The 14195-nt window shown below is 59.1% G+C and carries 14 protein-coding genes; 8 read left to right on the forward strand and 6 right to left on the reverse strand.

Annotated elements, in window-relative coordinates:
- Window positions 1-7 precede the first annotated feature (7 nt).
- The 4 genes from ACN5AZ_RS03100 to ACN5AZ_RS03115 all read left to right on the forward strand — a co-directional run bounded on the left by ACN5AZ_RS03100 (window position 8) and on the right by ACN5AZ_RS03115 (window position 3845).
- A complete protein-coding gene (locus ACN5AZ_RS03100) occupies window positions 8-1678 on the forward strand; it encodes a nitrite/sulfite reductase (protein WP_419427377.1) in 1671 nt (556 codons plus the stop codon).
- A gap of 3 nt (window positions 1679-1681) precedes the next feature.
- Window positions 1682-2446, forward strand: coding sequence for a phosphoadenylyl-sulfate reductase (locus ACN5AZ_RS03105; RefSeq protein WP_419427378.1), 765 nt, complete (start codon window positions 1682-1684; stop codon window positions 2444-2446).
- Window positions 2447-2503: 57 nt separating this feature from the next.
- On the forward strand, window positions 2504-2866 hold the full coding sequence (locus tag ACN5AZ_RS03110) for a DUF934 domain-containing protein (RefSeq protein WP_419427379.1): 363 nt from the start codon (window positions 2504-2506) through the stop codon (window positions 2864-2866).
- A 133-nt stretch (window positions 2867-2999) separates the two neighbouring features.
- Window positions 3000-3845, forward strand: a complete 846-nt coding sequence (locus ACN5AZ_RS03115) for a ferredoxin--NADP reductase (RefSeq protein WP_419427380.1) — start codon at window positions 3000-3002, stop codon at window positions 3843-3845.
- Window positions 3846-3990: 145 nt separating this feature from the next.
- Here the strand turns inward: ACN5AZ_RS03115 and ACN5AZ_RS03120 are convergent, their stop codons facing one another.
- Window positions 3991-5397: a hypothetical protein gene (locus ACN5AZ_RS03120; RefSeq protein WP_419427381.1), complete on the reverse strand. Its 1407-nt coding sequence runs from the start codon at window positions 5395-5397 to the stop codon at window positions 3991-3993.
- Window positions 5398-5609: 212 nt separating this feature from the next.
- Between ACN5AZ_RS03120 and infC the strand changes: the two genes are divergently transcribed.
- Both infC and ACN5AZ_RS03130 read left to right on the forward strand, forming a co-directional pair.
- A complete protein-coding gene (gene infC, locus ACN5AZ_RS03125) occupies window positions 5610-6158 on the forward strand; it encodes a translation initiation factor IF-3 (RefSeq protein ID WP_419427465.1) in 549 nt (182 codons plus the stop codon).
- 231 nt (window positions 6159-6389) lie between these two features.
- A complete protein-coding gene (locus ACN5AZ_RS03130) occupies window positions 6390-8012 on the forward strand; it encodes a BCCT family transporter (protein WP_419427466.1) in 1623 nt (540 codons plus the stop codon).
- Window positions 8013-8027: 15 nt separating this feature from the next.
- On the opposite strand, the gene ACN5AZ_RS03135 is transcribed toward ACN5AZ_RS03130, so the two are convergent.
- From ACN5AZ_RS03135 to dksA, 4 genes are all read right to left on the reverse strand, one after another.
- Window positions 8028-9020 carry a molybdopterin-binding protein gene (locus tag ACN5AZ_RS03135; RefSeq protein ID WP_419427382.1) on the reverse strand — a complete coding sequence of 331 codons (993 nt, stop codon included), beginning with the start codon at window positions 9018-9020 and terminating at the stop codon, window positions 8028-8030.
- The gene (locus ACN5AZ_RS03140) at window positions 9017-10000 is read right to left on the reverse strand and encodes an XdhC family protein (RefSeq protein ID WP_419427383.1); all 984 of its coding nucleotides are present in this window, start codon (window positions 9998-10000) and stop codon (window positions 9017-9019) included. The genes ACN5AZ_RS03135 and ACN5AZ_RS03140 overlap by 4 nt, the downstream gene beginning before the upstream one ends.
- A gap of 93 nt (window positions 10001-10093) precedes the next feature.
- On the reverse strand, window positions 10094-11251 hold the full coding sequence (locus tag ACN5AZ_RS03145; RefSeq protein ID WP_419427384.1) for an FAD-dependent monooxygenase: 1158 nt from the start codon (window positions 11249-11251) through the stop codon (window positions 10094-10096).
- A 98-nt stretch (window positions 11252-11349) separates the two neighbouring features.
- Complete coding sequence (dksA, locus tag ACN5AZ_RS03150) at window positions 11350-11772, reverse strand: RNA polymerase-binding protein DksA (RefSeq protein WP_419427467.1); 423 nt, start codon at window positions 11770-11772, stop codon at window positions 11350-11352.
- A gap of 432 nt (window positions 11773-12204) precedes the next feature.
- On the opposite strand from dksA, the gene ACN5AZ_RS03155 reads away from it, so the two are divergent.
- Complete coding sequence (locus tag ACN5AZ_RS03155) at window positions 12205-13044, forward strand: AAA family ATPase (protein ID WP_419427385.1); 840 nt, start codon at window positions 12205-12207, stop codon at window positions 13042-13044.
- Here ACN5AZ_RS03155 and ACN5AZ_RS03160 read toward each other — a convergent pair whose 3' ends face one another.
- Window positions 13045-13656 (reverse strand): hypothetical protein, encoded by a 612-nt coding sequence (locus tag ACN5AZ_RS03160; RefSeq protein WP_419427386.1) that lies wholly within the window; start codon window positions 13654-13656, stop codon window positions 13045-13047.
- A gap of 141 nt (window positions 13657-13797) precedes the next feature.
- Between ACN5AZ_RS03160 and ACN5AZ_RS03165 the strand changes: the two genes are divergently transcribed.
- Window positions 13798-14127: a DUF3140 domain-containing protein gene (locus ACN5AZ_RS03165; protein WP_419427387.1), complete on the forward strand. Its 330-nt coding sequence runs from the start codon at window positions 13798-13800 to the stop codon at window positions 14125-14127.
- Window positions 14128-14195: the final 68 nt, after the last annotated feature.

Genomic DNA, 14195 nt, shown 5'->3' on the forward strand with positions numbered 1-14195 from the left:
CAGCCAGATGTATACATATAACGACTTCGACGCAGCCTTTGTCGCAGAGCGCAACCGCCAGTTCCGCGCGCAGGTGGCGCGCCGCGTGGACGGATCGCTCACCGAGGACGAGTTCAAACCGTTCCGCCTGATGAACGGCGTCTACCTGCAACTGCACGCCTATATGCTGCGTGTGGCCATTCCTTACGGCACGCTGAAGGCCGATCAGATGGACATGCTTGCCCATCTGGCCGAGACCTATGACAAGGGCTATGGCCATTTCACCACCCGTCAGAACATCCAGTACAACTGGCCCACGCTGTCGGACATTCCCGATATGCTGGACGATCTGGCCAAGGTCGAGATGCACGCCATCCAGACCTCGGGCAACACCATCCGCAACGTGACCGCCGACCACTTCGCCGGTGCCGCCGCGGACGAGGTCGCCGATCCCCGTCCCGTGGCCGAGATGATCCGCCAGTGGTCCACCGACCACCCGGAATTCCAAGCCCTGCCGCGCAAGTTCAAGATCGCAGTGACAGGCTCGCAAAACGACCGCGCCGTGATCAAGGCGCATGACATCGGCTTGCGTCTGCACGAACAAGACGGCGTTCTTGGCGCCGAGGTCGTCGTAGGGGGCGGTCTGGGCCGCACCCCGATGATCGGCAAAACGATTGCCGATTGGGTCTCGCTCGAAGATCTGCCGGCCTATCTGGAATCCGTGGTCTCTGTCTGGAACCTGCTCGGGCGTCGCGACAACAAATACAAGTCGCGCATCAAGATCACGGTGCACGAACACGGTATTGATGACATCCGCGCCCGCGTCGAGGAACGCTACAAACTGGTCCGCCCGACCTTTACCGGCGCGCATATGGACCTGTTCCGCGATATCGCGGCGCAGTTCGGCAATCCCGCGTTCCGCAATGCGCCGACCGACGAATATGATGCGGCTTATGACGCAGATCCGGTGTTCCGCGCCTGGGTGGATACCAACCTGACCGAGCACAAGGCCCCGGGCTACGCCATCGCACAGATCAGCCTGAAGGCGCATGGCGCAACCCCCGGCGATGCCACAGCCGAGCAGATGCGCGTCATGGCACAGTTGGCCCGTGACTACGGCCACGGCGAGCTGCGCATCTCGCATGAACAAAACGTCGTGCTGCCGCATGTGCATAAATCCGACCTCCCCGCCGTGCACAAAATCCTGCAGGCGCATGGTCTGGCCACGGCGAACATCGGTCTGATCTCGGACATCATCGCCTGCCCCGGCATGGACTATTGCGCCTTGGCGACCGCGCGTTCGATCCCGATCGCGCAGGAAATCGCCACCCGCTTTGACGAGCTGAAGCTCGAGCACGAGATCGGCGATCTGAAGATCAAGATCTCTGGCTGCATCAACGCCTGCGGCCACCATCACGTGGGCCATATCGGCATCCTCGGGCTGGACCGCGCTGGCGTCGAAAACTACCAGATCACACTGGGCGGCGATCACACCGAAACGCTTGCGCTGGGCGAACGCACCGGTCCGGGCTTTTCGGCCGAGGACATCGTTCCCGCCATCGAAAAGATCGTGGAAACCTACATGGGCCAGCGCAGCGGTGCCGAGGAGACGTTCCTCGAAACCTTCCGCCGCGTCGGGATGGAGCCGTTCAAAACCGCGCTTTACGGCGAATCCTCCAAACGGACAAAGGCCGCATGAGCCATGGCAGCCCTTGCTGAACACGCGCACAAGCCCCCTGATTTGGCGGCAAAACGCGACCACGTGGCAACCCTGAACGCCCGCTATCGCCATCATTCGGCGACAGCGGTGCTGACGGGGGCGCTCAATGACCCCGAGGCGGGCAAGATCGCCATGGTCTCGTCCTTCGGGGCGGAATCCGTGGCGCTGCTGCACCTCGTGGCGATGGTCGACCGCAAAACGCCGGTGTTGTTCATCGACACCCGTTTGCTGTTCGCAGAGACGCTGACATACCAGCAAGAGATTGCAGAGCGTCTGCATCTTGAGGATCTACGCATCATCCGCGCTGATCAGGCCGTTTTGGACAAACACGACCCCTACGGCGCGCTGAAACTGTCCGATCAGGACCGCTGCTGCGATCTGCGCAAAACCCAGCCGTTGGAAAATGCGCTGCGCGGCTTTGACGGGTGGATTACGGGGCGCAAACGCTATCAGTCTGCGACCCGCGCCAATATGGATTTCTTCGAACTCGAAGAGTCCACAGGCCGGATCAAGGTAAATCCGCTGGCCCATTGGGGACCGGACGATGTCCGCGCCTATATGGAAGAAAACCGCCTGCCCAAACACCCGCTGGTCGCGCAAGGCTACCCGTCGATCGGCTGCGCCCCCTGCACGTCCAAAGTCGCCCCCGGCGAAGACCCTCGGGCCGGCCGCTGGCGCGGTCAGGACAAGGTCGAATGCGGCATCCACTTTGGCCCCGACGGAAAGCCCGTGCGCAACACAACGTAGGGCGGGTTTTCAACCCGCCTGCCCTGAACCCTGCCCGCCCTGAATAAGGACCGACACATGAGCATTATCGTCCGAGACGACGGCTTTCACGCCGCAGACGACACCGAATTTCTGGATCTTGCCTCTGACACCGATCCCGCGACCCTGACCCCTGATATGGCGGCCAACATCCGCATCGCGTTCCCGTCATCCGCAGACGGGCGCGGGTTCAGTCTGGCGAAAATCCTGCGTCTGCAAGGCTTCACCGGACGGCTGCGCGCGCAAGGCCACGTGCTGGCGGATCAATACGCCATGGCGCGCCGCTGCGGCTTTGACGAGGTCGAGATTGATCAGGCCTTGGCCGACCGTCAGCCCGAGGCGCAATGGATCTTTCGGGCCGATTGGCAGGCCCACGACTATCAATCGCGCATCCGCGGCTAACACCCGGCCCGGCCAAAGGCGGCGCAGAGCACCGCCCTACGCCGGATCCGCCCGACCGACCGCTGCGCTTTTCTATGCCGCAAACACCAGCTAGAGACGAGGTGCCGGTACCCTCCACCGGCGAGAGTGAGACATGACCGAGACAACCGTGACCGAAACCAAACCCGCCCCCGCCAAGAAAGCCGTGCCCGACGCACAAACCGTAACCGCGGTGAAACACTGGACCGACCGGCTGTTTTCCTTCCGGTGCACCCGCCCCGCGTCGCTGCGCTTTCGGTCGGGCGAATTCGTCATGATCGGTCTGATGACCACCGACGAAAAGACGGGTCGCGAAAAGCCGTTGCTGCGTGCCTATTCCATCGCCTCCCCGTCGTGGGATGAAGAGATGGAATTCTACTCGATCAAGGTCGAGGACGGCCCGCTGACGTCGCGGCTTCAGCACATCAAGGTCGGCGACGAGATCGTCATGCGCCCCAAGCCTGTGGGCACGTTGGTGCATGACGCGCTGCTGCCCGGCAAACGCATCTGGTTCTTTGCCACCGGCACCGGCTTTGCGCCCTTTGCATCGCTGCTGCGTGAGCCGCAGACCTATGAGGATTACGACGAGATCATCATCACGCACACCTGCCGCGAAGCAGGCGAGCTCACCTATGGTCGTGAGCTGATCGAAGGCCTCAAGGATGATGAGCTGCTGAACGAGGTCATCGGCGAAGGCTTCTGGAAGAAGATCAAATACTACCCGACCACAACCCGTGAAGAGTCCGCCAAAATGGGCCGTATCACGGACCTGATGCGCTCGGGTGAGGCATTCCGCGATCTGGGCGTTGACGGAATGAACGCCGAAACAGACCGCGCGATGATTTGCGGCAATCTGGCATTCAACCTCGAACTCAAAGACATGTTCGAGGAGTACGGGCTGGAAGAAGGGGCGAATTCGGACCCCAAGCATTACGTGGTTGAGAAAGCGTTCCTCGACTGAGGGGCTCTTCGATCTCGAAATAGTCAAACGCCGCTCCTTTCGGGGCGGCGTTTTTGGTCGGCGGGGCAAAGAAAAGGCCGCAAGGTTGCCCCTGCGGCCTGAGGCTTTAGCGAAGGGCGACCCCACGGGCCGCCCCTTTGATGCTTTATTCCGTCGCAGCTTCGGCGTTCAGGCCAAGGATGTCCTTCACCTTGTCCAAAGCCTCTTGGCTGATGTCGGGGTTGTTCTTGACCGCTTCCAAAGCCGCCTTGCCCGCGATCTTGGTTTTCAGGTCCAGATCCGCACCGTCAACATATTCCACGGCCTTGTCATAGTCGAAGCCGTCCACGGTCAGAAGATCGGTCAGGCTGACTTCGGCGGCGGTTTCGGTCGCGACCTCGCCTGCCACGGTGCCTGCGGCATCGGCTGCAGCGGCTTGCGCTTCGGCCGCGGCTTCTGCGGCCTCGGCTGCGGCTTCGCCTGCTTCGGCTGTTGCGTCCGCTGCGGCATCGACAGCCCGAGCGGTGCTATCGGCTGCGGCAGAGACCGTATCAACGGCGGCATCTTCGACACCTTCACTCGCGGCGTCTGCTGCGGCGACAGCTTCGTCAGCAGTTTCAAGCGCCGTGTCGGCGGCGACTTCGGCCGTTTCGGCGGCATCCTGTGCCAGCTCTGATGCGGCTTCGACAGCCTCACCTGCCGTGGCCGATGCGGTGTCGGCTGCAGCCTCAGCTGTCTCGGTTGCAGTCATTTCTGCAGCCTCGGCGGCAGAAGCGGTTGCATCGGCAGCGGCATCCGCAGCCGTGTCAGCGGCAACCTGGGCCGAGGTGGCCGCGGCATCCGCAGCTTCGACAGCCTCACCCGTTACAGTGCTTGCCGCCTCTGCAGCGGTATCTGCGGCAGACTGCGCCGTGTCGGCGGCGGCTTCTGCAGCCTCGGCGGCGGCCTCGACACCATCAGATGCCAGATCGGTGGCCATCTCTGTTGCGCTTTCAACGGCCTCAGCGGCGGCGGAGCCGGCCTCCGACGCGGCTGCAGCAGCGGTTTGCGCAGCATCCGTCGCGGTTTCTGCGGCATCAGCGGCAGCTTCGGCGGCGGCAGCAGCGGTGTCTGTCCCGGCCTCTACGGCCGAATCTGCTGCGAATTGCGCGGCTTCGACGGCTTCTGCTGCGACATCCTTAGCCGCGTCGGCGGCCTGTGTTGCGGCGGCGGCGGCTTCCTCGGCGGCAGCGCCCGCAGCCTCGGCTGCGACACCGGCCACACCTTCTGCAGCTTCGACCGCATCAGCAACCGCATCCTCGGCAGCAGCCACAGCTTCTTCTGCTGCGGTTTCGGCAGCTTCCACAGCCTCGGCAGCGGCCTCACCGACCGCTTCGGCTGCATCAGCGGCCGCGTCAGCCGCGCCTTCGACGGTTTCCTTCACGGCGGCTGTGCCCTCGCTTACACTGTCGGACACAGCGTCTACGGACGAGGCCACAGCCTCGCGGGCCTCTTCCCCTTTATCGCTGGTGGCAAAAAAATATGCACCGATGGCAATGGCTGCGGCAATGACCGCCCCGATTTGCTTACCCATGGCGATACCCCCTCTTGGTTTATCTTTTGTTGAACACATACACGTTATTGTGATGGGCACACACGCACCCGCAACACAAGTGCCGCCGCGACGCAGCATGCGCAAGCAAAAACCGCCTATTTCGTTGCGTATCACGGCGATTGCCGCTTGAAAGAAGGCGCGGCCAAGTCTAGGTTGTCGCCCTGACATTCACTGCAAGATGGAGCATTCCAATAGCCCGCAGACCGCACAACGCGCCGCCCACCCGCGACACTGGACCCCGTGTAAACGAACGCATTCGCGCCCCCGAAATCCGCCTGATCGGCGCTGAGGGCGAAAATGTGGGCGTTGTAACACCCCAGCGTGGCATGGAATTGGCCGAAAGCGCCGGCCTCGACCTTGTCGAGATTTCGCCGAACGCGACCCCACCCGTGTGCAAGATCATGGACTTCGGCAAGTTCAAGTATGAACAGCAGAAGCGTGAATCCGAAGCCCGTAAAAAGCAAAAAGTCATCGAAGTCAAAGAGGTCAAGTTCCGTCCCGGCACGGACAACCACGACTACGATGTAAAGATGCGCAACGTGGTTAAGTTCCTTGAAAAAGGGGACAAGGTCAAAGTGACATTGCGCTTCCGTGGACGCGAAATGGCGCACCAGAACCTTGGTCGTGAGCTGCTTGAACGCGTTGCAGAGGACGTGAAAGACATCGGCAAAGTGGAAAACATGCCGAAGATGGAAGGCCGTCAGATGGTTATGATGATCGGTCCGGCCCCGGTGAAATAATCGCCGCTTCGCATTAACGAATTGAACGGCCCGCCACTTTGGCGGGCCTTTTCTTTTGCCTTGAATGTGCTGCGCATCTAGCAATTTAGTATCACGCGACGTCCCCGTTGGCGGGTCTGAACGAAAGTCCACGCCAACCTAATAAATTTTCAGGAAACTTCGGCTCGGCAAGGAACACCCCAGTGCACCCCTGCGTTGTATTTGAAACATACCGAATTCGGGGGACTTTACGTGCAACAGCTTGCCGATCGGCTGGGGTTGAAAACCGACCCAGTCATATTTTTCACCTCTGCCGGCTTCACCCTGCTATTTGTTCTGGCGCTAATTTTATTTCCTGAACCGATCGGAACAGCGTTTGCGGCAGGTCGGTCTTGGATCGTAACCAATCTTGGCTGGTTCTTTATCCTCGGCGTGAACATCTGGCTCGGCTTTTTGATCTGGGTCGCCGCGTCGCGTCATGGCCACATCCGACTGGGACGCAAAGGATCGCGGCCCGAATATAGCAACCTAAGCTGGTTCACCATGTTGTTCGCCGGCGGCATCGGAACCGTTCTGATGTTCTGGGGCGTGGCAGAACCCATTTCACATTTTAGCAATCCTCCGCTCCCCGGCGTCACGCCCTACTCCCACGAGGCTGCCCGTGACGCGATCTCTATCGCAATTTACCATCTTGGCCTTCACACTTGGACCATCTTCACCCTTCCCGGACTGGCATTTGCATACTTCATTAATCGATATGAATTACCCGTCCGTGTAAGTTCGGTCTTCTACCCCCTTCTGCGTGAGGGCATTCACGGGCCCATCGGCAAGGCCATCGACATCGCGTCGATCCTCGGCACCCTCTTCGGCGTCGCGGTGTCGCTGGGTCTCGGCTCCAGCCAGATCGCGGCGGGGTTGGATGCATTATTCGGCACCGGCGACGGCCCCACCGTTCAGGTGATCATCCTTGCTGTCCTCACCGCGGTCGCTGTCTCTTCGATCGTCGTGGGGCTGGATAAGGGTGTAAAATTCCTGTCAAACCTGAACATTGCCATGGCTGTCGCCCTGATGATCTTTGTTCTTGTTTTCGGCTCCACCCTGTTCCTGTTGCGCGGGATCGTCGAAACATTTGGTCTGTATTTCGAAAATCTACCGCATCTGGCATTCTGGAATGACATGCTTGCGAACAACAATCCCGACACTGACGCCTGGGGCTGGCAAGGGTCATGGACCGTGTTTTACTGGGCGTGGACCGTGACTTGGTCGCCCTTCATCGGGCTGTTTGTGGCGCGGATTTCGCGCGGCCGCACGATCCGTGAGTTCGTGTTCGGCGTCCTTGCGGCGCCGTCGCTGTTTACCCTGATCTGGTTTGCGATCTTTGGCTGGCAGGCAATGCAGTTCGATGGCATCGGCCAAGCCGCCCGCAATATGATAGGCTCGGAGGCTGGTCAGATCAGCGCCTCCGTGTCTGAGAGCGTTCCGCTTGCCATGTTTGCATTTCTCGAACACTTCCCGCTCGCGGATCTGGTTCAGGGTTTCGCAGTCATCATCGTTGCGATTTTCTTTGCGACTTCTTCGGACTCCGCCTCTTTGGTCGTTGACATGTTGTGCACCGGCAAACCTACGCCCGGCCCCGTTCATCAGCGTGTGTTTTGGGGCGCCGCAGAAGGTCTTGTCGCAGCCATGTTAATCATCTTGGCTGGCGAAGCCGGCCTGTCCGCACTACAGCAGGTGATCACTGTCGTTGGGCTGCCAATCTTTGTATTGGTTACAATGATGATCCCGTCGTTAATTCGCGGGTTGTCGATGGAGGATATCGACCACATCACCATTGGCACGCGGCCCGAGCTGACCGAGTTTCACAAAGATGCTTAATGCTTGGTCAGGCCTTTAGCTTTCGCGCAGACGTCCGCGTTGGGGGATTTCCTTGAGCAGTCCGCCCACCCCCATGCGCGCGATGTCTGTGCCGCTCACCGGGACATTACAGACCAGACGTTCCAGCACCCAGTCCGCACCATTCATAGCCGGCGATCTGGCACAGCCGGGAAGGCCAATCACCGGACGCCCGGAAATATTCCCGAAAAACAAAAGGTTGCCCGGATCAACCGGCATACCGAAATAGGTGACCTCCCCACCCGCTTTCCGCAATGCCTGAGGCGCGACATCCAGAATGTCAGACGTGGCAGAGCCTGTCAGGATCAATACAAGATCAGCGGTGCATTGCCTGATCGCACCAGACAACGCGTCAATGTTATGGTCCACGGTTCCGGCATCGGTTAGCGGAACGTTGAACCGGGCCAAGCGCCCTTCCATAGCAGCGAACCCTTTGCCGCCGGAGGCGCTGCCCGAGACCGTGGTTTGGATCAGCGCGGCATTGCGTATTGAAACCGGACACAACCGCAGAGCTGCCTGTCCCGCGTGGCACGCCGCCGCCAATGCGCTGTCAGCAACCGCGTAAGAGATAATCTTGACCGTCGCGACCAAGCTGCGGGAACTGACCCGTTGCCATTCCGGCACGGTGGCGACCGTGACCATTGGATGCACGGCATTCAACGCGTGGATGCGATTTGCGAGCACTTCGACAACACCCGCCTCGGTTGCGTATATATTCACCCGACCGGTCGCTGCATCCCCAATCCGCAAGCCCGACCGCTCTTCATCGGGAACCAGAGCGCGCGCGAGTTGCAACGCCGCAGCGTCCTCATGCAGATCACCGACCTCTAGCCGCGCAGCCAACACGCTCTGCAGCCCAGCATCCCTTAGCTGTGTGATTTCACTACAACCTAAAAGCGTACCCTTCTTCAATCGACCCGTCGTAACCGGCTGGGAATTGGCTAGAATGCACCCTTCCGCCTCATCCAAAGCGACCTCCGAAAAGATCATCCTTTCTGCCTCAGAACCTGCGTCATCTCCGCCATGATAGCGATGGCGATTTCAGCAGGCCCAGCCGCGCCAATGGACAGGCCCACCGGTCCGTGAATGCGTGCGATCTGCTCAGCCGTAAATCCTGCGGCTTCCATCCTCGACTGTCGTTTGGCATGCGTGCGTGTGGAGCCTAAGGCACCGATATAAAAGACGTTCGACCGCAACGCAGATTCAAGTGCCGGGTCATCGAGTTTTGGGTCATGGGTCAGCAAAACAAGTGCGGTACAGCTGTCCAAACCAATCTGTTGCACCGCCTCGTCCGGCCATTCGTGCAACAATGGCGTGTCAGGAAAACGCTCCGCCGAGGCGAAAGTGTCGCGCGGGTCCACCACAAATGGATCGTAGCCCGCAATGCGCGCCATTGGCACCAAAGCCTGCGCGATGTGGACGGCACCAACAACGATCAAGCGCAATGGTGGGTTGTGAACGCCAACAAACACCCGGCTGTCGACGTCAAAACCGGACCGGTCAGCGCGAAACCGATCTGCTAGGTTCGTGTCGGCGTTCGCGGCTTCGACCAATCGGCGTTCACCGCTATCCAAATTCGCTACATAGGCAGTCGGTGTACGGTTTTGGCGGGCCTTGCAGAGACGGTCCAGAAGATCCACCGGAAGCGCCCCGCCCACAGGTTCCACGAGAATACGTATCGTGCCGCCGCAAGCCAATCCTACCGCGAAGGCGTCTTGGTCCGACACCCCGAACTCTAATTCTCGCGAGTCGCCATCTTCGAGTGCTTCCAGCGCTTCGACGATTACCGCGCCTTCCACGCAGCCGCCGGAAACAGAGCCTGCAATCTCACCCCGCCCCGAAATCGCCAATTGCGAGCCAACCCGGCGTGGCGCTGAACCCCATGTCTCGATCACTGTCGCAAGAACCGCGCCAATGCCGGAATTGTGCCAAGCTAAGGCCTGTTGAGGAATATCTTCAAACCTGTCCATACACCCCTCCCGTCGGACAAACGAGGCAACGCCCCGGTCGAAGTAACCTAACTTAACGAAGGCGCAGCGCAAGCCGGTGCGATAAACAGTTTGTTAGCTCTGCTTGCCGAGTGTGGTCACGTCATAATCGTAAAGCCACTCGAACTGCGCCTTGAGGCGTTCCGGCGCAAAGCGGCTGACAGCGTGCAAGCCGATATGTGCGGTCCGCCGCACAATCGGATTTCGCAGATGGTATTTCCATGCGTTGCCATTCGCTGCCGCGACGACCCGTGACACGCGATCGCGACGCCAGTCTTGGTAAATATCCAACCGTCCGTCGTCGGCCATCGCCTGCGCCAACGCCCAGCCGTCTTCGAGCGCCATGTTCGCGCCCTGCGCCAAAAACGGCAAGGTCGGGTGCGCCGCATCCCCCAATAGCGCCAGCTTTTCCCCATGCCAGTGCTGTGCCACAGGATGCCGGAACAGGCCCCATAGTCCGGGGACTTCGACTGCGCCTAGCAATATCTGGACGTCTTCCGCAAAACTACGAAACGCGTGCTGCAGGTTTTCCGCACTGTCCGTATGAGACCAACCGGCCGCAGCCCATTCCGACCGTTCCTCAACGGCGACGATGTTAACCAATTTACCGTCACGCAAAGGGTAAGTCACCAAGTGGCGCCCCTTGCCCATGTGCACATGCGCCTCGGCCGGATGCCCGATAATGTTTGGAACGACCGCCCGCCAAGCGACTTGTCCGGTAAAAAAGGGAGTTTCTGTCCCGTTCAGATACGGGCGCGCCCGTGAGTTAAGCCCATCCGCTGCAACGATATAATCCCCATGCAAAAGCTCCCCGGTGGCCAGTGATACAGAAGGTTGCGCCCCGTCCTGGAAACCAACCACCGCCTGCCCGAGAACAAGGTTAATCGCAGATGAGGTCACCCGACGCGCCAGAAGGTCGATCAAATCGGCGCGGTGAATAAACCGGTAAGCATCGTTATCGCCCCCCCCAACGGGTATCGTCGCCACATCGCTGCCTGTCAGCCCATCACGCAGGCGAACCGCTTGGGCACAAACGCTCGCCGCGCGCAGTTGCTGTCCGAGACCCAAGGCATCCAGTACCCGCGCGCCGTTGGGGCTGATCTGCAGGCCTGCACCAATTTCCCTCAATTCAGGCGCCTGCTCGATAATCGAGACATCGAAACCTCGCATCCGCAGACACAGTGCGGCTGCGAGCCCCCCGATGCCCGCACCCACAACGATCACTTTTGCCATCCGGCGTCCTCCCCAGACGCGTAACGCCGGGCAAAGCCCGGCGCTATGTTAGCTCATCCAAGTTCGCTTAAGACCTGAAACGGTCCTTTGCTGCACGATCAGTCGTCGCGATGCACTTTTTCCCGGCGCTCGTGGCGTTCTTGCGCCTCCAAGCTCATGGTCGCAATAGGACGGGCATCCAGGCGCTTCAGGCTAATCGGTTCGCCAGTGACATCGCAGTAGCCGTATTCGCCCTCATCGATACGGCGAAGCGCTGCATCGATCTTAGACACCAGTTTGCGCTGACGGTCACGGGTCCGAAGCTCCAACGCGCGGTCGGTCTCTTCAGAGGCGCGATCAGTCACATCGGGAATGTTTCGCGTGCTTTCCTGCAAGGTTTCGATGGTGTCCCGGCTATCTTCCAACAGCTCAGCCCGCCAATTGAGCAGTTTGCGACGAAAATATTCCGTCTGACGCTCGTTCATGAAAGGTTCATCCTCGGCGGGACGATAATCTTCGGGTAAAAATGTTTCGGCCTTCATGTCCGCTCCCTCATCAACGCCAATATCCGACATCTTGAAATTCCTTAGATATCTGGCACCCCTGCGGGCAGGACTTAAACAAATCTAACTGCATTGTCACTACACAATAGAGCGCATCAAACAGGCCGTTACCGCTTAAGGTGAAACGATTTGTGATCCTTCGCCATAGCCGAGGATACCTACGATGTGCAGCAAACACCCAGATACGCGCGAACCATGCAGTTTTGGACCTTTATTGCGCGCAAACTGCCGATTTGCGCCAGTGCCACCGGTCCCCGTATGCTGTTCTGTACGGGAAAATATGTCTAAAATTCCGCCTAATTCATTAGCACACTCTTCAGGCACATCCGTCGCAACGGCACCTGTACGCGGATCTTGCACCCTTTCAGCCGCGCGGTTACGGCTTGAGGATCACTTGCAGGAGTTCCACCTATGCGTTTCGACGGCACCGAAAACTACGTATCGACCAATGACCTGACCATGGCGGTTAACGCAGCAATCACCTTGCAGCGCCCTTTGTTGGTCAAAGGAGAGCCCGGCACCGGCAAGACAGAACTGGCGCGTCAGGTGGCGGCGTCACTTAATGTGCCCATGATAGAATGGAACGTAAAATCCACCACCCGTGCCCAGCAAGGTCTTTACGAATATGACGCGGTCAGCCGTTTGCGCGACAGCCAGTTGGGGGATGAACGGGTTCACGACGTCAAGAATTACATAAAGAAAGGTAAACTCTGGCAAGCTTTCGAAGCCGGTCAGAAAACAGTCTTACTGATTGATGAGATCGACAAAGCCGATATCGAGTTTCCCAACGATCTTTTGCAAGAACTCGATAAGATGGAATTCCATGTCTATGAGACCGGTGAAACCATCCGTGCCGAAACCCGCCCCATTGTGATCATTACGTCCAACAATGAAAAGGAATTGCCCGACGCGTTCCTGCGCCGCTGTTTCTTCCACTACATTAAATTTCCCGATGCCGACACGCTGCGCCAGATCGTGCGCGTCCATTTTCCCGACATCAAAGATCAACTGTTGACCACGGCCCTGACCCAGTTTCTGGAGCTGCGCGAACAACCCGGCCTGAAAAAGAAACCGTCCACTTCAGAAGTTCTGGATTGGCTCAAACTGCTTTTGGCAGAAGATCTGATCGCCGAGGATCTGAAACGTGACGGGGCAAATGCGCTGCCAAAGCTACATGGTGCGTTGCTTAAGAATGAACAAGACGTTCACTTGTTTGAACGTCTTGCTTTCATGGCCCGGCGCGAGCGGTGATCACCGGCGCACGAGTTCGGTGAACTCTTTACGTCTCCGGCGCGATGTTAACTGATGTGTCAGAACCTGCGCCGGGGCAAATTGCGTGCTGCCCTGCTCAGGATGCGTGATATCGTAGGTCTTATGCCCCCCCATTAGCAAATGCGCCTGTCGCGCCGCGACCACCACGGTGATCTCGACCCGCTCGCAATTCTCCAGAGACGTACCCTCGCCCTCTGCCGTTAAGGCGTGTCGACACAAGGTTGTTAGCCGTCCGATCTGCTTAACCTCGCCGCCGCGCAGCGGACCTTGATGTGTGCGGGCATGAATATCGCCGTCGGGGACCTCTTCGTCTTCTTCGGTTCGATCAAGGATCACCGCGCTCATCCGACGATCCCCACACCAGACATCGACTTTCACCCCTAAAATATAGATAAGATCCGCCCCCATGTTGCTGACCAGACACCGGCGGGTGCCGTCGCTTTCACGGATTGTCGAAATGTGCACCACGGCGCGGTTCTGGCGGCGAAACCCGATCCAGAACACCTGAAGGTAGGCGATCCACACAACTAGCATCGCCACGTTCACGCCAAGGTTGATCGCGTCTTTGTTGTTCGTCATCCATTCCCACACGGCCCGCCTCCTTGCGCTGATGCCGCTCAACACCTGTCGCGCTTTTGCGTTCCTTGCGGGGGGATGCCAAACGGAACCGGCTGGCACGCCCTTTGGTTGTGATCGTGAAACGCACAAACCCTGTACGTAAGGAGCAGCAAAATGAGCAAATCCCGCGATCAAATCTGGGATGAATGGCAGGATCTGGTGAACCTGACCCCCAAGGAGCTGGAGAACTGGCTAGACACCGATGAAAGCCAATCTGTCGGCGACAGCGATGGCGGGGAATCCACGGGACATAAATCCGGCCGTAAGATCGTTAAGATCAAACAGACCCACAAAAGCGATCTGTCCGATGCGCAGTGGGAACAGATGGGCAAGGTCACCGGCTATATCAAACGCCATTTGGCACAAGGCGGCCCTGACGACGATATGGCCAACTCTGACTGGCGGTATTCACTTATGAATTGGGGGCATGATCCCTGCAAATAACAGCTCATGTCGGGGCCGTCTAAAATCGGCCCCACCACCCTATTCAAACGGATATAATATCACCTGCG

It is taken from the genome of Sagittula sp. SSi028 (assembly GCF_048553715.1).
In the GTDB taxonomy this organism is placed as follows: Bacteria; Pseudomonadota; Alphaproteobacteria; order Rhodobacterales; family Rhodobacteraceae; genus Sagittula.